The organism is Streptomyces sp. NPDC058470, from assembly GCF_042721055.1.
Taxonomy (GTDB): Bacteria; Actinomycetota; Actinomycetes; order Streptomycetales; family Streptomycetaceae; genus Streptomyces.
Window position 1 is genome coordinate 34,052 of sequence record NZ_JBHXMF010000064.1, and the last position, 16,871, is coordinate 50,922.

Genomic DNA, 16,871 nt, shown 5'->3' on the forward strand with positions numbered 1-16,871 from the left:
CCATGGACCGGAACCACGGGCCGCAATGGTGCCGGCGGGGCAACTGGGGGGACGGTATGGGGAAGTTCCTGATAGGCGTGTGCGCTGTGTTCGCGACGGTCGGAGCACTTGTGCTCGCGTACGCGGTGGGGGCGCCGCTGTCCGTGCTGCTGGGGGCCGCGGCCGGGGTGGTGAGCCTGCTCTGGCTGCTCGTTCTGCTGACGGTGCCGTGGAACCTCTACTTCGGGGCCCACTCGGTGCTCGGCGAGATCGCGGTGAGCCGGGAGAAGGGGCTCGTGGTCTCCAAGGAGCGGGACGCCGAGGCCGCGAGGATCGCGCGCGTGATGCTGCGGGTCGCCATCGCCGGGCACCTGGTGACGGCGGGGCTCGTCGTCGCGGTCACCGCCGCCACCGGCAACGCCACCGGCTACTGGTTCGCCGGGTTCTTCCTGCTGAGTACGGTCTTCCGGCCCGCGGGCGCCTACTTCGCGCAACTGCGGCGACGCCTCGGCACCCTGCTCAAGGATGTGAAGTACCCGCGCGACGACGTGGTGGAGCTGCGGGGGAACGTCACGCGGCTGTTGGCGGGCGTGCGGTCGCTGGAGGAGAAGACCGAGGAGCAGTACCGCTCCCTCGCCGAACTGCGGCGCACGGTCGATGCCTTGGGCGTCTCGGTGTACGAGCGCGCCGATGACGCGGACCGGAAGATCATCGCCCTGGGCCGGGAGTTCGAGGCCACGGTGAACCGACTCACCAACAACGAGGAGATCATCGCGGGGTTGAAGGCGTTCCTGCGGTTGCTGCGGGCGGGGGACGGGGTGGAGGGGGGCGGCCGGTCGGCGAACGGAGGCCTGCTGACGTAGAGGCCTCTTACCATTGCGGTTCGACTACTCCGGTTCCGCCGCGCCGGCTAGGCCCAGCAGCAGCACCCGGGTGAAGCCGCGTACCCACTCCTCGTTCGCGGGTTCCGCGCTCACCAGGGTGCGGTGGACGACCGCGCCCGCGACCATGTCGAAGATGAGGTCGACGGTGCGGGCGGCGGACTCGGGGTCGGGCTCCGGGGGGAGCTCGCCGCGGAGTTGGGCGCGGGTGCGGCCCTCCAGGACCAGGCACTTCTGGCGGTCGACGATGGAGGTGCGGATGCGTTCGCGCAGGGGCTCGTCGCGGGTCGACTCCGCCACCACGGCCATCAGGGCGGTCTTGGCCTCCGGGCGGGACAGGATCGCCGCGAACTGGAGAACGACTCCCTCGATGTCGGCGGCCAGGCTGCCCCGGTCCGGGAGTTCGAGTTCGTCGAAGAGGACCGCCACCGCGTCCACCACGAGTTCGTTCTTGCCCGCCCAGCGGCGGTAGAGGGTCGTTTTGGCGACGCCGGCCCGGGTCGCGACGTCCCCCAACGTCAGCTTGGACCAGCCCAGTTCGACCAGTACCGCCCGTGTCGCCGACAGGATCGCGGCGTCCGCGGCGGCACTGCGCGGGCGCCCCGTACGGGGGGCGGAAATGCGACTCTGCATGTCAGTGACCATATCCGGCCAGTCTCTGGGGTCCATGCGGCCGCTGTGGCCGCTGTGGCCGCATCCGGCGTTTACCCGAAGCCGTGAGGGAGATCACCGGAGAAGGGCGTACACCAGGGGCTTCCGACAGTTACGCTACGACCCGTAGCGAAAGCGCGAACGCGGCGACAACCGCACTGGCGCCAGGTGGGGACCCGGCGCTCGGCAGGACCGATCACGACGCAATCAGGCTGGCTTTCACAACGCTTTTCACACGCGTGCGCGGAGGGGGGAAGATGTACTCATGCAGCCACGGAACATGTCCATGAGCGGAGTCGTCGACCTCGCCGCGGTGAAGGCGGCCCAGGAGGCCAAGGCCAAGGCGGAGCAGGCGCGCGCCGAAGCCGCCAGGCAGGGTGGCGGGGGTGGGAGCGGGGGCGTTTCCCCCGCCGCCCTTGTCATCGATGTCGACGAGGCGGGGTTCGAGCGCGACGTCCTGCAGCGCTCCACCGAGGTCCCGGTCGTCCTCGACTTCTGGGCCGAGTGGTGCGAGCCGTGCAAGCAGCTCAGCCCGGTGCTCGAGCGGCTGGTCGTCGAGTACAACGGACGCTTCCTTCTTGCCAAGATCGACGTCGATGCCAATCAGATGCTGATGCAGCAGTTCGGGATCCAGGGGATCCCGGCCGTCTTCGCGGTGGTCGCCGGGCAGGCGCTGCCGCTCTTCCAGGGGGCGGCGGGCGAGGCCCAGATCCGCGGGACCCTGGACCAGCTCGTGCAGGTCGCCGAGGAGCGCTTCGGGCTGACCGGCCTGGTCGTCGATCCGGACGCCGAGCCCGGCAGTGCCCCCGCGGCGGCTCCCGAGATTCCGGCCGGACCGTACGACGCGCTCCTCGAAGCCGCCGTACAGGCCCTGGACGCGGGTGACTTCGGTGGCGCGGTACAGGCGTACAAGAACGTGCTGAGTGACGACCCGGGCAACACGGAGGCCAAGCTGGGTCTCGCCCAGGCCGAGTTGCTCCAGCGGGTGGCGGGCGCCGACCCGCAGCAGGTCCGCAAGGACGCCGCGGAGAAGCCGGGCGACGTGCAGGCGCAGATCGCCGCCGCCGACCTGGACCTCGTGGGCGGGCATGTCGAGGACGCCTTCGGGCGGCTCACCGCCACGGTGGCGCGCACGGCGGGCGACGACCGGAACGCCGTACGGCTGCGGTTGCTTGAGCTCTTCGAAGTCGTCGGCGCCGACGACCCGCGGGTGATCGCGGCGCGCAGGGCGCTGGCGCGGGCCCTGTTCTGACCGGAGCCGCGGCGGGTTCTCTGACCTGTTGCTAAACGTCCGGACATGTGATGCCCGGGTGAAACATGTGTCGCTGGGGAGAGAAGTGGCCGCGCTTTACCAAATCTTGGTAAACGCGGCCGCTGTTACTTGGAGTAAGACAGGGGTGTTGATCTGTCGGATTCTGTCCGAGGATCAACCGGTGTGTCACCTGCCTTGACGCCACCCTGTGTTGTTGACCGATACCGGCGGGTCGTTGTTCGGTTATCCGCCCGTTACTAGCCAGTAACGAACCCCCTTGCGGGGGCGGCGAGAATGCACCAACATCGGCGACGCTCGGTCCATTCCCCCCTACCTCGACAGCCAATCGGGTCAAGGGGTTTTCTGGGTCCCCACCGAGTAGGGCAGGCGGCAGTGGCGCCGGCTCTTGGGCAGGGGGGTCTTTGCCGTTCGGCGGAGCCTGCCCAGCAGGTTGTGCGTGATGTGCGTCAGGCGCGACCAGTGGTTGTCGCTCGGGGGTGATCGTCAGTGATTCGGGCACGGTAAGCGCCTGAAAGTACGGGCGCTCTCCTTCCCGAGGACGTAGCACTTCTCCCATCCCTGCCCGGCTGAGCCGCTACTACGGGGCAGTCAGGGCCAGGAGATGTACGTCCGAGAAGGAGGAAATATGGAGTCCCAGGTGCGTGGCGGGACAAGATGGAAGCGGTTCGCTGTGGTCATGGTGCCCAGCGTCGCCGCGGCCGCCGCGATCGGCGTCGGGCTCGCGCAGGGTGCGCTCGCCGCGTCGTTCAGCGTTTCTGGCCAGGAGTTCAAGGTCAAGGCCGGGCATCTTGAGGGCCAGGGCTTTTCCCAGTACGGCGCTATCGACACCGGTTACACGTCGACCGACGGTAAGAACAAGACGGTCCGTGCCGTGGCGGTCTCGTCGTTCAAGACCGCCCAGATCACGAACATGTGCCAGTCGGTCAAGACGGAGATTCCCCTCATAGGGAAGACGATCTACCTCCGTCTCGACGCGGGTCCGGACGCGAACCACAAGGTCGAGGCCGAGAACCTCTATATCGATGTCGCCCAGCTGGACGCCGACGCGACGTTCAAGGGTATGGAGATCGGCGTCGCGGTTCAGGACCAGAGCAAGGGTCCTGCCGTGAGGACGGGTGACGGCGTGCTGCCGGGCGGCTTCGCCCAGCAGGCGGACTCGGCCGACCTCACGGGCGTCGAGCAGACGGCGTGGGCGACCACGGCCGGCACCTTCAAGCTCAGCGGCCTGAAGATGCGTCTCGGTACGAGCGCCTCGATGGAGTGCTTCTGACGGTTTCCGTCACAGTGGTGCAACTGGGTGGCTGAGCTGCCCAAGGGGGCGGGGAAGCCGTCGCTTCTCCGCCCCGCGCACCCGCCCGATGCCCCACACCGGGTGCTTTCGCCCATACTTTCCGGCTTCACCACCCCACGGCCGAGCCGGTACGTACTTCCACCGGACCCAGGGAGCTTTTTTCCATGAGTGCCGAGACTCCGGTCCAGAGCGCCGGGAACTTCACCCGCGCGCGTCTGCGATTCCGTGACTGGCGGGGTAACCGGCCGTTCTGGGCCGGTCTGTTCACCCTGCTCGGCGGGGTGCCGATCGCCTACTTCCCGTACGCCACCCTCAAGCTGGGCAGCATGTCGCTGGCCATGGCGACCACCGCGGGTGCCGGCTCGCTGATCATCGGTGTTCTGCTGTTCACGCTGGGCCTGACCATGTGGTTCCAGCAGGCGACACGTGTCTTCGCCGGTGTCGCCGCGATCGTCCTCGGACTGGTGTCCCTGGTGGTCTCCAACATCGGCGGCTTCATTCTCGGCTTCCTGTTCTCGCTGATCGGCGGCGCGCTCTCCGTTTCCTGGGTGCCCGCCGACGCGTCGGCCGACGGCGCGAAGACCAAGCGGTCGCGGAAGCACGGCCCGGCGGGGGGTACGCACGAAGGAACCGCTCCCGCCGACAGCGATGCCGCAGGTACGACCGACGCGGGCGCTCCGGAGCCGGGCGAGCAGTTGACCGAGAGCGCCGGAGCCGACAACGGCAGCGGCAGCGGCAACGGCGGGGGGTACCGTGCCGACTGACGAGGTGTCCCAGGACGACTCCGCGGCCATGCCCCGTACGAAAACAGGGCCGCGGCACGCCGCCCCGAAGAAGCCGCTGTCCACCAGGTTCCACGTGCCGGCAGGCAGGGCCGTGGCCTTCGCGGCGATGCCGACCGCCGTCATCATGGGGATAGGTTTTACGGCGACTCTCGCGAACGCCGACGACCAGCCGAGCACCTCGAAGAGTCTGACGGCCGAGGAGTACCAGGCCTGCGTCGAGCTCCTGGACGGCGAGGACGCGTCGGCCACCCCGACGCCCTCCGCCTCCGCTTCGGCGAGCGCCTCCGAGTCCGCCGACGAGACCGAGCCGAGCCCTTCCGCCACGCCGTCCTCGGGTACGGGCGAGACCTCTTCGTCGGATTCAGGTTCCGACGACGAGGCCGAGCCCACGCCGTCGGCGTCCGCGAGCAAGACCTCCCAGGGCAGCGGAAGCGCGGCCGACACAGCCACGGCGACCCCCTCGGCGTCCGAGAGCACCAGCAACCCGCTGGACCCGCTGGGCATCGGCGACGCACTCAAGGACATCCTCACGCCCGACGAGACGGCGAGCGCCACCCCGACGCCGTCCGCCCCGCCCTCGGCGAGTGCGAGTGAGGACACGTCGGGCAGCGACAGCTCCGACACCGCCACGGACACCGCCGAGAAGGCCGACGAGCCGGCGAAGGACACCACCGACACGGCGTCCAAGGCGGCCGAGGACGGCACGGAGGCGTCCAAGGAGCCGACCGGCGAGGCCACTTCATCGGCCAGCCCCAGCCCGTCCGCGAGTGCCAGTACGGACGCGGCGGACTGCCCGGTGTCCACCGACGCAGAGGGCAATGTCGACAACCCGGTCATCCTGCCCGACGACCCCTGGTATCTCGATGCCAGCTCGCTGCTGCTCAAGGGCGCCGACTACCAGGGCGTCGTGAAGGTGAAGACCGCCAACGGCACGGTCAAGGAGGTCCTCAAGTACGTGATCTCCGGCGGTACCGACATCGGCGATCTGCACCAGACGGTGATCGACAAGCATGCCGGCAAGACCTACCACGTGCAGGCCGGCAAGGGCACGACGTCCACCATCACCGACGGTGACACGGTCATGTACACCGAGAGCATCTCGGGCAAGCTGTTCGGACTGATACCGATCACGTTCGACCCGGAGCACCCTCCGCCGTTGAACATCCCGCTGATCTACTTCACCGACGTGAAGGTCGTTCAGGCGGGCCAGTTCGGCGGCACGCTGACCATACCCAGCATGCACACGTACCAGGACTGAGCTCCCCGAGCCCATCCGGGAGCCGCAACATACTGAGGGCGCCCCCTGTCACAGGGGGCGCCCTCAGTGCCGTACAAGCACCGCCGCAGGTCAGACCGTGCGGGCGCTCTCGCCCAGGTGGTGCACGCGGACCATGTTCGTCGTACCGGGGACGCCAGGAGGCGAGCCGGCGGTCATGACGACGATGTCGCCGTCGTTGAAGACGTTGAGCTTCTGGAGTTCCTGATCGACGAGGTCGACCATTTCGTCAGTGCTGTGCACGAAGGGCACGACGTGGGACTCGACGCCCCAGCTCAGGGTGAGCTGGTTGCGGGTGCCCTCGTCCGTGGTGAAGGCGAGGATCGGCTGGGAGGCGCGGTAGCGGGAGAGGCGGCGGGCGGTGTCGCCGGACTTGGTGAAGGCGACCAGGCCCTTGCCGCCGAGGAAGTCGGCGATCTCGCAGGCGGCGCGGGCGACCGAACCGCCCTGCGTGCGCGGCTTCTTGCCGGGGACCAGGGGCTGGAGGCCCTTGGAGAGGAGCTCCTCCTCGGCCGCCACGACGATCCTCGACATCGTCTTGACCGTCTCGATCGGGTACGCGCCCACCGACGACTCGGCGGACAGCATGACCGCGTCGGCGCCGTCGAGGATCGCGTTGGCGACGTCGGACGCCTCGGCGCGCGTGGGGCGGGAGTTGGTGATCATCGACTCCATCATCTGGGTCGCGACGATCACCGGCTTGGCGTTGCGGCGGCAGAGCTCCACGAGGCGCTTCTGCACCATCGGGACCTTCTCCAGCGGGTACTCGACCGCCAGGTCGCCGCGGGCCACCATGACGGAGTCGAACGCCGCGACGACGCCCTCCATGTTCTCGACCGCCTGCGGCTTCTCCACCTTGGCGATGACGGGGACCCGGCGGCCCTCCTCGTCCATCACCTTGTGGACGTCGTTCACGTCGTGGGCGTCGCGCACGAAGGACAGGGCGACCATGTCGCAGCCCATCCGCAGGGCGAAGCGCAGGTCCTCGACGTCCTTGTCGGACAGCGCGGGCACGTTCACGGCGGTGCCGGGCAGGTTGATGCCCTTGTGGTCGGAGATCACACCGCCCTCGACGACGATCGACTTGACCCGGGGGCCGTCGACCTCGACGACCCTCAGCTCGACGTTGCCGTCGTTGATGAGGATCTGGTCGCCCTTGGAGACGTCGCCGGGCAGGCCCTTGTAGGTCGTGCCGCAGATCGACTTGTCGCCCGCGACATCCTCGGTGGTGATGGTGAACTCGTCACCGCGCACCAGCTCGACGGGTCCCTCGGCGAAGGTCTCCAGGCGGATCTTGGGCCCCTGGAGGTCGGCGAGCACACCGATGGCCTTGCCGGTCTCGGCGGCGGCGGCGCGGACGCGGTCGTACCGCCCCTGGTGATCGGCGTGCGTGCCGTGGCTGAAGTTGAAGCGGGCCACGTTCATGCCGGCCTCGATCAGCGCGACGAGCTGCTCGTGGGAGTCGACCGCGGGGCCGAGAGTACAAACGATTTTCGAACGGCGCATAGGGCGATCCTATCGGTTTGTTTCGCTACGGAATATTCCGTCTGGCGGAAGATACAAATGGGCGGACGGGCGCTCAGGCGTATCCCTCTTGTCCCTCGTATCTCTCGCCGGACTCGGGCCTATCTCTCGCGGACTCGGGCTTGTCCGTCCCGGACCCAGGCTTATTTCTCTCGGACTCAGGCTTATCTCTCTCGGGCTCACGCATCGCTCTCTCCGACCAGTGCGTACGTCTGTGTCGCGATCTCCAGTTCCTCGTCCGTCGGCACCACGGCGACCGCGACGCGCGCGTACTGCGGCGAGATGAGCCTGGGCCCATCCGCTCGTACGGCGTTCAGGTCGCCCTCGACCGCCAGGCCCAGCTCCTCCAGGCCGGCGATCGCCGCCTCGCGCACCGGGGCGGCGTTCTCCCCGACTCCGGCGGTGAAGGCGACGGCGTCCACCCGGCCGAGGACCGCGTAGTAGGCGCCGATGTACTTCTTCAGGCGGTGGATGTAGATGTCGAAGGCGAGCCGGGCCTGCTCGTCACCCTCGTCGACACGACGGCGGATCTCGCGCATGTCGTTGTCGCCGCACAGGCCGATCAGCCCGCTCTGCTTGTTCAGCAAAGTGTCGATCTCGTCGGTGGACAACCCCCCAACGCGCATCAAATGGAAGATGACCGCCGGATCCATGTCTCCGGAGCGGGTACCCATCACGAGCCCCTCCAAGGGCGTGAGCCCCATCGAGGTGTCCACGCACCGGCCGCCCCGCACCGCGGAGGCCGACGCCCCGTTGCCGAGGTGCAGCACGATGACGTTCACCTCCTCCGGCGCTTTGCCAAGAAGCTTCGCGGTCTCCCGCGACACGTACGCGTGCGAGGTGCCGTGGAACCCGTACCGGCGGATGCGGTACGCGTCGGCGGTCTTCACGTCGATCGCGTAGCGCGCCGCGGACTCCGGCATCGTCGTGTGGAACGCGGTGTCGAAGACGGCGACCTGGGGGAGGTCGGGGCGCAGCGCCCGGGCGGTGCGGATGCCGGTGAGGTTGGCCGGGTTGTGCAGGGGCGCCACCGGGATCAGCCGCTCGATCTCGGCGATCACGGCGTCGTCGATGACCGTCGGTTCGGTGAAGAACTTGCCGCCGTGTACGACCCGGTGGCCGATCGCGAGCAGCTCGGGGGAGTCCAGGCCCAGCCCGTCCCTGGCCAGTTCCGCGGCGACGGCCTCGAGGGCGGTCTCGTGGTCGGCGAAGGGGGCGGTCTGCTCGCGGGTCTCCCCGCCGAGCAGCGGGGTGTGCTTGAGCCGTGAGGTCTCCTCGCCGATGCGCTCGACGAGACCCACCGCCAGTCGGCTGCTGTCCCGCATGTCGAGCAGCTGGTACTTCACCGACGAGGAGCCGGAGTTGAGGACGAGGACACGGGAAGCAAGGGGGGCCGAGCGCAGCGCGTCGGGTAGGGCGGTGGTGGGCGACGGGTGGGAGCTCACTGGGCGGTTGCCTTCTCGCTCGGGCTCTGGGCCTGGATCGCCGTGATGGCGACGGTGTTCACGATGTCCTGGACGAGCGCACCGCGTGACAGGTCGTTGACGGGCTTGCGCAGGCCCTGCAGGACCGGGCCGACGGCGATCGCGCCGGCCGAGCGCTGCACGGCCTTGTAGGTGTTGTTGCCGGTGTTGAGGTCCGGGAAGATCAGCACGGACGCCTGCCCGGCGACCTCCGACTCCGGCATCTTGGTGGCCGCGACGGACGGCTCGACGGCCGCGTCGTACTGGATCGGCCCCTCGATCCGCAGCTCGGGGCGGCGCAGTCGCACCAGCTCGGTCGCCTCGCGCACCTTGTCGACGTCGGCGCCCGTGCCGGACGTACCCGTCGAGTACGACAGCATCGCGATCCGCGGCTCGACGCCGAACTGCCCGGCGGTGGCGGCCGACTGGATGGCGATGTCGCAGAGCTGCTCGGCGTTCGGGTCCGGGTTGACCGCGCAGTCGCCGTAGACGAGGACCTTGTCGGCCAGGCACATGAAGAAGACGGAGGACACGATCTTCGTGTCCGGCTTGGTCTTGATGATCTCGAAGGCGGGCCGGATGGTGGCGGCGGTGGAGTGCACGCAGCCCGACACCATGCCGTCGGCGAGGCCCTCCTGCACCATCAGCGTCCCGAAGTAGTTCACGTCGGCGACGACGTCGTACGCCAGCTCGACGCTCACGCCGCGGTGGGCGCGCAGCTGGGCGTACCTCTCCGCGAAGCGGTCGCGCAGTTCGGAGGTCGCCGGGTCGATGAGCTGGGTGGCGCCGAGGTCGATGCCGAGGTCGGCGGCCTTCTTGCGGATCTGGTCGAGGGGGCCGAGCAGTGTCAGGTCGCAGACGCCCCGGCGCAGCAGCACCTCGGCGGCGTGCAGGACGCGCTCCTCGGTGCCTTCCGGCAGCACGACACGGCGCTTGTCGGAGCGGGCCTGCTCCAGGAGCTTGTGCTCGAACATCATGGGCGTGAGGCGGTCGCTGCTCGGCGCGGAGACGCGCTTGAGGAGGTCGCCGGTGTCCACGTACCGCTCGAAGAGTCCGAGCGCCGTCTCCGCCTTTCTCGGCGTCGCGGCGTTCAACTTCCCTTCCAGGCCGAAGAGTTCGGTCGCGGTGGGGAAGGAGTTGCCGGCCACCGAGACGACCGGGGTGCCGGGCGCGAGGCGGGCAGCGAGGGTGAGGATCTCGTCGGTGGGCCGCTCGTTGAGGGTGAGCAGGACGCCGGCGATGGGCGGGGTGCCCGCACTGTGCGCGGCGAGCGAGCCGATGACCAGGTCGGCGCGGTCGCCGGGGGTGACGACCAGACAGCCGGGGGTCAGGGCGCCCAGGAAGTTCGGCAGCATCGCGCCGCCGAAGACGAAGTCGAGCGCGTCGCGCGCGAGCCCCGCACTGTCGCCGAGGAGCACCGTGCCGCCGAGCGCCTGGGTGATCTGCGCGACGGTGGGCGCGGAGAGCGCGGGCTCGTCCGGGAGTACGTAACTGGGCACCGGGAGACGGCTGTCGAGCCGCTCGTGTATCCCGGCGCGGTCGGCGGGGGCGACCCGGTTCACGATCATCGCGAGAACGTCGCAGCCGAGTCCGTCGTACGCGCGGTAGGCGTTGCGCGTCTCGGCGCGCACGGACTCCGAGGTCTGCCCCCGGCCGCCGACGACCGGGATGACGGACGCGCCGAACTCGTTCGCCAGACGGGCGTTGAGCGCCAGTTCGTCGGGGAACTGGGTGTCGGCGAAGTCGGTGCCGAGGACGAGGACGACGTCGTAGTCACGGGCGACGAGATGAAAACGGTCGACCAGCGTGGACACCAGCTCGTCCGTGCCCTGCTCGGCCTGGAGCGCGGATGCCTCGTGGTAGTCCATGCCGTAGACCGTCGCCGGGTCCTGGGTGAGGCGGTAGCGGGCGCGCAGCAGCTCGAAGAGCCGGTCCGGACCGTCGTGCACGAGCGGACGGAACACCCCCACCCGGTCGACCTGGCGGGTCAGGAGTTCCATGACTCCCAGCTCGACGACCTGACGGCCGTCGCCGCGGTCGATCCCGGTCACGTACACGCTGCGCGTCACGCGTGCTCTCCATCCGTTCGTCTCTTCGTCGTCTCTTCGTCGGGAGACTGTTGTCAGTGGTTCTGGCGGTGTTTTTTGGGGCTCGGCAAATAGCCCACTAAGGTGAGCGGGAGCCTCTTGACAATACCTCTGTGGGTGGCTAAGGCGCCCGCCAGGGAGAACGTCCTGGTGGGGCGTACGGAAGCGACGATGCCCTTCGCGCCGTGAAAGAATCGGACCGGCTCACACGTACCGGCAGCGAGCAGGAGAAACAGCACGATGCGCATCGGAGTTCTCACCGCAGGCGGCGACTGTCCTGGCCTGAACGCAGTGATCCGGTCGGTCGTGCACCGAGCGGTCACCAACTTCGGGGACGAGGTCGTCGGCTTCGAGGACGGTTACGCCGGCCTGCTCGAAGGCCGCTTCCGCACCCTCGACCTCGACGGGGTCAGCGGCATCCTCGCCCGCGGCGGCACCATCCTCGGCTCCTCCCGTCTGCAGCGCGACCGGCTCCGGGAGGCCTGCGAGAACGCGCAGGACATGGCCCGTGAATTCGGCATCGACGTGCTCATCCCGATCGGGGGCGAGGGCACGCTGACCGCCGCCCGGATGCTCTCGGACTCCGGAGGCCTCCCCGTCGTCGGCGTCCCGAAGACGATCGACAACGACATTTCGGGCACGGATCGGACCTTCGGCTTCGACACGGCGGTGGGTGTCGCCACCGAGGCGATGGACCGGCTGAAGACCACCGCCGAGTCCCACCAGCGCGTGATGGTCGTCGAGGTCATGGGCCGGCACGCCGGCTGGATCGCCCTGGAGTCCGGCATGGCGGCCGGCGCCCACGGCATCTGCCTGCCCGAGCGCCCCTTCGACCCGGCCGACCTGGTGGCGATGGTCGAGGAACGCTTCGCGCGCGGCAAGAAGTTCGCCGTCATCTGCGTCGCCGAAGGCGCGCACCCCGCCGAGGGCACCATGGACTACGGCCACGGCGCGATCGACAAGTTCGGCCACGAGCGCTTCCAGGGCATCGGCACGGCCCTCGCGTTCGAGCTGGAACGGCGCCTCGGCAAGGAGGCCAAGCCGGTCATCCTCGGCCACATCCAGCGCGGCGGTACGCCGACCGCGTACGACCGCGTACTCGCCACCCGCTTCGGCTGGCACGCCGTCGAGGCCGCCCACCGCGGCGAGTTCGGCAGGATGACGGCCCTGCGTGGCACCGAGATCGAAATGGTGCCGCTGGCGGACGCGACCGCTGAGCTGAAGACGGTGCCGAAGGACCGGATGGACGAGGCGGAGTCGGTGTTCTAAAGGGTTCTAAAAGGGTCCTAAGGCCGTCTCCGCTGGTGGTTGGCTCGGGGCTTCAGTACGTGGTTCTCTGGACCATCGACCAGAAGTGGTCGACGATCCGGTCCAGGAAGTCCCGGCCCGACTCGCCGGCGTCGGTGGCGGCCGAACCGTCGCCCCAGCTCAGCGAGGCGACCATCTGCCCCTGGTAGTCGGTGTGCATCTCCTCCAGGACGTCCTCCAGGAGACGCCGGTCAAGGGACACCATTTTGGCGACCGGGCGGACGTACGCCTGCCAGCGCGTCGTCATCGCGCTGCGCAGCAGCTCCGCGAGTTTGTCGTCGCGCCCCGTCACCGTGACGAAGTCGCGCAGCGAGAGGTCGAGGACCTCGGCGAGCGTGGCCGACTGTCGCTCGTTGCCGCGCCACTCGCCGGACTCCTCCATCCGCTGGTACGCGAGGAGTTCGAGGCCGACGGAGCGCGCGAGGTCGTCGGCGGCGAGGCCGCGTGCGACGCGGTGCTCGCGCAAGGTCCGTGGCGCGCCGATGAGTTCACCCAGCGAGCACCACAACACGCCCGCGAGCGCGGTGAGTTCGGGCGCGCTCGGCTCGGCGATCCCGCGTTCCCAGGCGGCGACCAGGTCCGGGGTGACGTAGGGAAGCCCGTACGAGGCTCGCATCCCGTACGCGACATGCTCGGGCCCCATTCCTAGCGCCGCCCGCAGTCTGCGGGCGGCCGGGGCGTTGAAGGGTGGGGTGGGCTGATGGGCCTGCGGTCGGTGCACGCGGTCAAGGTATGGGCCGGGGGCGGCGGTGACTACGGTCTGTTCGGCCACAATCACGGATTGTAGGAACATACGGTTTCGGCCGTCGATCCCTGGGTGGCCGCTTCTGCGTCAGGCGGTTTCAGGGTGGTTGCCGGGGCCCGTGGTGCCGTGGGACAGCGGAGTGGGGGAGAGTGCCGTGTCCTCCTCGCCGGGTTCCAGGAGGGTGTCGGCGGGGCCGACGATGAGCGGGTCGGTGGTGCCGACCGCCTCGGGGTCCTTGTCGGCGTAGTCGACGCGCGAGAGCAGTCCGCGCATGGCTTCCAGCCGGGCGCGCCGCTTGTCGTTGCTTTTGACGACCGTCCACGGGGCGTGCTCCGTGTCCGTGGCGCGGAACATGTCGACCTTCGCCTCGGTGTAGTCGTCCCACAGGTCCAGCGACGCGAGGTCGGTGGGGGAGAGCTTCCACCGGCGCACCGGGTCGACCTGCCGGATGGCGAAGCGGGTGCGCTGCTCGGAGCGGGACACGGAGAACCAGAGCTTCACCAGCAGGATCCCGTCGTCGACGAGCATCCGCTCGAAGGCCGGGCACTGCCTGAAGAACAGCTCCCACTCCTCCTTCGAGCAGTAGCCCATCACCCGCTCCACACCGACGCGGTTGTACCAGGAGCGGTCGAAGAAGACGATCTCTCCCGCCGTCGGCAGATGCGCGATGTACCGCTGGAAGTACCACTGACCGCTCTCCCGGTCGTTGGGCTTGTCCAGGGCGACCACCCGCGCGCCGCGGGGGTTGAGCCGCTCGGTGAAGCGCTGGATGGTGCCGCCCTTGCCGGCCGCGTCACGCCCCTCGCATACGACGACCACGCGTGCGCCGGTGTCCTTGACCCAGTGCTGGAGCTTGAGCATCTCTATCTGCAGGACGCGTTTTTCCCGCTCGTACCTTTTGCGGCTGACTTTGCGGTCATAGGGATGGTTCTCCCGCCAGGTCTTGATCGGCCGCCCGGTCTCGTCCAGGACGATCGGCTGCTCGCGGCGACTGGCGTCGACGGTGAGGCCGTCCAACAGGCCTTCCGCGTCGGTGCTGTTCATGCGCGGTCAGCCCTTCGCGTCGGTGCTGTTCATGCGCGGTCAGAAGGGCATGCGGCCGCGGGTGCGGCGGCCGGCCGAGCTGCTGCGGCCGACGGCACGGGAACTGCTGTGGAACGGCTTGCTGAGCAGCCTGCCCAGGAAGCCGGGCGCCTTGTCGCCGGCCCGGGCACCGACGCCGAGCGTGCGCTGCGTGCCGCGCTCGGGGTGGCGGGAGAGGCGGGGGACGAAGAAGGCCAGTACGGCCAGGACCACGCATACGGCGACGATGGCGACGATCAGCATCGGTGGACTCCTTCGTGTTGTCGGTCGGATGCAGGACGAGTGCCCTGTTGTGCCGTCCCCATGTGATCCGGAGGGCGATCTACAGGAACCGGCGGATGGGGGCCACGGACGCCTCCCACAGGCGCTGCGCTGCGGAGCGGCGTTTCCAGCGGCCCTTCTCGATCCGCTCGCAGGCGCGCAGGTCCTCGTCGAAGTGCCCGTCGAGGGTGGCGGTGAACTCCTCGTCCAGGACGGCGAGCATGACCTCCTCGTCGTGGTCGAGGGAGCGGCGGTTGAGGTTGGTGGAGCCGACCAGGGCCGCGACCCTGTCGACGGTGATGACCTTGGCGTGCATCATCGTCGGCTGGTACTGGAAGATGCGCACCCCGCAGGCGAGCAGGTCCTCGTAGAAGCGCTGGCCGGCCAACTGGCAGACGCGCTTGTCGGTATGGGGGCCGGGCAGCAGGATCTCCACCTCGACACCGCGCCGGGCGGCGGAGCACAGCAGGTCGACGAAGTAGGCCTCGGGGGCGAAGTAGGCGGTGGCCAGGCGCAGTCGCTCCTGGGCGGACTCGATCACGACCCGCAGGAGGGTCTGCATGTCCTGCCAGCCGATGCTGGCCGAACCGCGGACGACCTGGACCACGGCGCCGCCCTCGGACGCGTGGTCGGTGAAGCGGTCGCGGGTGTCGAAGAGGGTGTCGTGGCACTCGGCCCAGTTCTGGGCGAAGGCGGCGGCGATGCCGTCCACCGCGGGTCCGCGTACCCGGGCGTGGGTGTCGCGCCACTCGTGCTCGTTACGGGCGTCACCGCACCACTCCTCGGCGATGCCCACCCCGCCGGTGAACGCCGTCTCCTCGTCCACGACCAGCACCTTGCGGTGGCAGCGGTGGTTCTGCTTGAAGGGCGAGAGGTACAAGGGCTTGCGGAACCAGGCCACTTCGGCCCCGGCCTCCTCCATCATCTCCAGCAGGTCCTGCTCGATCAGCCGGCTGCCGAAGCCGTCCAGCAGCAGCCGCACCCGTACACCGGCACGGGCCCGGTCGGCCAGCGCGGTCGCGAACCGGCGGGCTATCTCCCCGCGCCAGTAGACGAACGTCATCATGTCCACGGTGTGCTCGGCGCCGCGGATGCTCTCCAGCATCGCCGGGAAGATCTCGTCCCCGTTGCGCAGCACCGTCAGGGAGTTGCCTTCGGTGGCGGCGATACCGATCAGCCGTTCCAGGCGACGGCGCAGCCGCTGTCTGCTCGCGGCCGGGGACAGCTTGTCCTGGGCTGGGGACAGCTTGTCCTGGGCTGGGGACAGCTTGTTCTCCGCCGGGGGCAGCCGCGGGGAGGCGGTCGCCCCGGACCCTTCCGTCTCACTGCGTGTGCTGGTCACGGCGCTCCCTGCCGGTCGAAGAAGAACGATAGCGGCGGACCCTGTAACCCCGAATAGCAGACTCAAACCCGGAAATCGGTATGCATGATCGGTTAGGGCCAGGGCACCTGATTGTCCGGAGGTTGATAATCATGGTTCCCCTGCTTCTTGTTCTTCTTCTCGCTCTCATCCTTTTCGGCGCGGGCTTCGCACTGAAAGCACTGTGGTGGATAGCGGTGATTGTTCTCGTGGTGTGGGTGTTGGGGTTCGTCCTCAGGCCCGCGGCCGGTGGCGGAGGTAAGCGCAGCCGCTGGTACCGCTGGTAGACGGCGGTTTCACGCGCAGCAGGGCGAGGGTTCGGCGCGCAAGCGACCGTGGCTGAAAAGACCGGGTAGTGCGCCGCTCCCGACGGACCGCACGGATTTCAACAAGACTTCCTGTGCATGGCGGGGACCGTATCGGGAACCCGCCTCCCGTCAGCAAAGACACCGGCGCTCACCAGCGTCCGGCGTAATTCTGTAAAGCTGAACGAAGGGACTTATCGTGACGGACATGTGGGGTTACCAGCCGACGTCGGGTTACCAGGCGGGCCTGGATCTGACGGGCTTCAAGGTGGAGGCGACCGACGGCCACATCGGCAAGGTCGACAAGTACTCCGAGGAGGTCGGCTCCGCCTACATCGTCGTCGACACCGGTGTGTGGATCTTCGGCAAGCACGTGCTGCTGCCGGCCGGCACCATCACCAGCGTGGACACGACCGACAAGAAGGTCTTCGTCGGCCGTACCAAGGAAGAGATCAAGAACTCCCCCGAGTTCGACAAGGACAAGCACATCGGGGATGCGGGCTACCACGAGCAGGTCGGTGGCTACTACGGCACCCCGCGCGACTGACATCTGACTCGGACGCCACCCGCACGCGGCGTTGGCCGGCCCCTCTGGGGTC

At 68.8% G+C, this 16,871-nt stretch carries 16 protein-coding genes; 8 read left to right on the top strand and 8 right to left on the bottom strand.

Going from position 1 to position 16,871, the window contains the following annotated elements:
- Positions 1 to 56: 56 nt before the first annotated feature.
- Positions 57 to 842 (top strand): hypothetical protein, encoded by a 786-nt coding sequence (locus ACFWP7_RS35060; RefSeq protein ID WP_384390110.1) that lies wholly within the window; start codon positions 57 to 59, stop codon positions 840 to 842.
- A 24-nt stretch (positions 843 to 866) separates the two neighbouring features.
- On the opposite strand, the gene ACFWP7_RS35065 is transcribed toward ACFWP7_RS35060, so the two are convergent.
- Complete coding sequence (locus ACFWP7_RS35065; RefSeq protein WP_384390113.1) at positions 867 to 1,493, bottom strand: TetR/AcrR family transcriptional regulator; 627 nt, start codon at positions 1,491 to 1,493, stop codon at positions 867 to 869.
- A 283-nt stretch (positions 1,494 to 1,776) separates the two neighbouring features.
- Here ACFWP7_RS35065 and ACFWP7_RS35070 point away from each other — a divergent pair, with 283 nt between their 5' ends.
- The 4 genes from ACFWP7_RS35070 to ACFWP7_RS35085 all read left to right on the top strand — a co-directional run bounded on the left by ACFWP7_RS35070 (position 1,777) and on the right by ACFWP7_RS35085 (position 6,118).
- On the top strand, positions 1,777 to 2,763 hold the full coding sequence (locus ACFWP7_RS35070) for a tetratricopeptide repeat protein (RefSeq protein ID WP_384390116.1): 987 nt from the start codon (positions 1,777 to 1,779) through the stop codon (positions 2,761 to 2,763).
- Positions 2,764 to 3,409: 646 nt separating this feature from the next.
- Positions 3,410 to 4,054, top strand: coding sequence for a DUF6230 family protein (locus ACFWP7_RS35075; RefSeq protein ID WP_384390119.1), 645 nt, complete (start codon positions 3,410 to 3,412; stop codon positions 4,052 to 4,054).
- A gap of 185 nt (positions 4,055 to 4,239) precedes the next feature.
- On the top strand, positions 4,240 to 4,839 hold the full coding sequence (locus ACFWP7_RS35080) for a DUF6114 domain-containing protein (protein ID WP_384390122.1): 600 nt from the start codon (positions 4,240 to 4,242) through the stop codon (positions 4,837 to 4,839).
- Positions 4,829 to 6,118, top strand: a complete 1,290-nt coding sequence (locus tag ACFWP7_RS35085; RefSeq protein WP_384390124.1) for a hypothetical protein — start codon at positions 4,829 to 4,831, stop codon at positions 6,116 to 6,118. Before ACFWP7_RS35080 ends, ACFWP7_RS35085 begins: the two co-directional genes overlap by 11 nt.
- Before the next feature lie 90 nt (positions 6,119 to 6,208).
- Here the strand turns inward: ACFWP7_RS35085 and pyk are convergent, their stop codons facing one another.
- The 3 genes from pyk to pta all read right to left on the bottom strand — a co-directional run bounded on the left by pyk (position 6,209) and on the right by pta (position 11,192).
- Entirely contained in the window at positions 6,209 to 7,642 is a 1,434-nt protein-coding gene (pyk, locus tag ACFWP7_RS35090) for a pyruvate kinase (RefSeq protein ID WP_384390127.1), read from the bottom strand.
- 197 nt (positions 7,643 to 7,839) lie between these two features.
- Positions 7,840 to 9,063 carry an acetate kinase gene (locus tag ACFWP7_RS35095; protein ID WP_384390149.1) on the bottom strand — a complete coding sequence of 408 codons (1,224 nt, stop codon included), beginning with the start codon at positions 9,061 to 9,063 and terminating at the stop codon, positions 7,840 to 7,842.
- Positions 9,064 to 9,101: 38 nt separating this feature from the next.
- On the bottom strand, positions 9,102 to 11,192 hold the full coding sequence (gene pta, locus ACFWP7_RS35100) for a phosphate acetyltransferase (RefSeq protein ID WP_384390130.1): 2,091 nt from the start codon (positions 11,190 to 11,192) through the stop codon (positions 9,102 to 9,104).
- Between the two features lie 258 nt (positions 11,193 to 11,450).
- Here pta and ACFWP7_RS35105 point away from each other — a divergent pair, with 258 nt between their 5' ends.
- Positions 11,451 to 12,479, top strand: coding sequence for an ATP-dependent 6-phosphofructokinase (locus ACFWP7_RS35105; RefSeq protein ID WP_384390133.1), 1,029 nt, complete (start codon positions 11,451 to 11,453; stop codon positions 12,477 to 12,479).
- A gap of 52 nt (positions 12,480 to 12,531) precedes the next feature.
- Here the strand turns inward: ACFWP7_RS35105 and ACFWP7_RS35110 are convergent, their stop codons facing one another.
- The 4 genes from ACFWP7_RS35110 to ACFWP7_RS35125 form a co-directional block, all read right to left on the bottom strand.
- Positions 12,532 to 13,161, bottom strand: a complete 630-nt coding sequence (locus ACFWP7_RS35110; RefSeq protein WP_384390151.1) for a helix-turn-helix domain-containing protein — start codon at positions 13,159 to 13,161, stop codon at positions 12,532 to 12,534.
- 189 nt (positions 13,162 to 13,350) lie between these two features.
- Positions 13,351 to 14,307: a polyphosphate kinase 2 gene (ppk2, locus tag ACFWP7_RS35115; protein ID WP_384390136.1), complete on the bottom strand. Its 957-nt coding sequence runs from the start codon at positions 14,305 to 14,307 to the stop codon at positions 13,351 to 13,353.
- Between the two features lie 39 nt (positions 14,308 to 14,346).
- Positions 14,347 to 14,589: a DUF6411 family protein gene (locus ACFWP7_RS35120; RefSeq protein ID WP_384390138.1), complete on the bottom strand. Its 243-nt coding sequence runs from the start codon at positions 14,587 to 14,589 to the stop codon at positions 14,347 to 14,349.
- A gap of 79 nt (positions 14,590 to 14,668) precedes the next feature.
- Positions 14,669 to 15,853, bottom strand: coding sequence for a phosphatidylserine/phosphatidylglycerophosphate/cardiolipin synthase family protein (locus ACFWP7_RS35125; RefSeq protein WP_384390154.1), 1,185 nt, complete (start codon positions 15,851 to 15,853; stop codon positions 14,669 to 14,671).
- A gap of 227 nt (positions 15,854 to 16,080) precedes the next feature.
- Here ACFWP7_RS35125 and ACFWP7_RS35130 point away from each other — a divergent pair, with 227 nt between their 5' ends.
- Together ACFWP7_RS35130 and ACFWP7_RS35135 are read left to right on the top strand one after the other, a co-directional pair.
- On the top strand, positions 16,081 to 16,254 hold the full coding sequence (locus ACFWP7_RS35130; RefSeq protein ID WP_384390141.1) for a hydrophobic protein: 174 nt from the start codon (positions 16,081 to 16,083) through the stop codon (positions 16,252 to 16,254).
- Positions 16,255 to 16,480: 226 nt separating this feature from the next.
- On the top strand, positions 16,481 to 16,819 hold the full coding sequence (locus ACFWP7_RS35135) for a PRC-barrel domain containing protein (RefSeq protein ID WP_384390157.1): 339 nt from the start codon (positions 16,481 to 16,483) through the stop codon (positions 16,817 to 16,819).
- The last annotated feature ends 52 nt before the right edge of the window (positions 16,820 to 16,871 follow it).

Bases quoted from the DNA above. Each gene is read 5' to 3' on its own strand.
- ACFWP7_RS35060 (WP_384390110.1), top strand. From the start codon at position 57: ATGGGGAAGTTCCTGATAGGCGTGTGCGCTGTGTTCGCGACGGTCGGA.
- ACFWP7_RS35065 (WP_384390113.1), bottom strand. From the start codon at position 1,493: ATGCAGAGTCGCATTTCCGCCCCCCGTACGGGGCGCCCGCGCAGTGCC.
- ACFWP7_RS35070 (WP_384390116.1), top strand. From the start codon at position 1,777: ATGCAGCCACGGAACATGTCCATGAGCGGAGTCGTCGACCTCGCCGCG.
- ACFWP7_RS35075 (WP_384390119.1), top strand. From the start codon at position 3,410: ATGGAGTCCCAGGTGCGTGGCGGGACAAGATGGAAGCGGTTCGCTGTG.
- ACFWP7_RS35080 (WP_384390122.1), top strand. From the start codon at position 4,240: ATGAGTGCCGAGACTCCGGTCCAGAGCGCCGGGAACTTCACCCGCGCG.
- pyk (WP_384390127.1), bottom strand. From the start codon at position 7,642: ATGCGCCGTTCGAAAATCGTTTGTACTCTCGGCCCCGCGGTCGACTCC.
- ACFWP7_RS35105 (WP_384390133.1), top strand. From the start codon at position 11,451: ATGCGCATCGGAGTTCTCACCGCAGGCGGCGACTGTCCTGGCCTGAAC.
- ACFWP7_RS35110 (WP_384390151.1), bottom strand. From the start codon at position 13,161: ATGGGGCCCGAGCATGTCGCGTACGGGATGCGAGCCTCGTACGGGCTT.
- ppk2 (WP_384390136.1), bottom strand. From the start codon at position 14,307: ATGAACAGCACCGACGCGGAAGGCCTGTTGGACGGCCTCACCGTCGAC.
- ACFWP7_RS35120 (WP_384390138.1), bottom strand. From the start codon at position 14,589: ATGCTGATCGTCGCCATCGTCGCCGTATGCGTGGTCCTGGCCGTACTG.
- ACFWP7_RS35130 (WP_384390141.1), top strand. From the start codon at position 16,081: ATGGTTCCCCTGCTTCTTGTTCTTCTTCTCGCTCTCATCCTTTTCGGC.
- ACFWP7_RS35135 (WP_384390157.1), top strand. From the start codon at position 16,481: ATGTGGGGTTACCAGCCGACGTCGGGTTACCAGGCGGGCCTGGATCTG.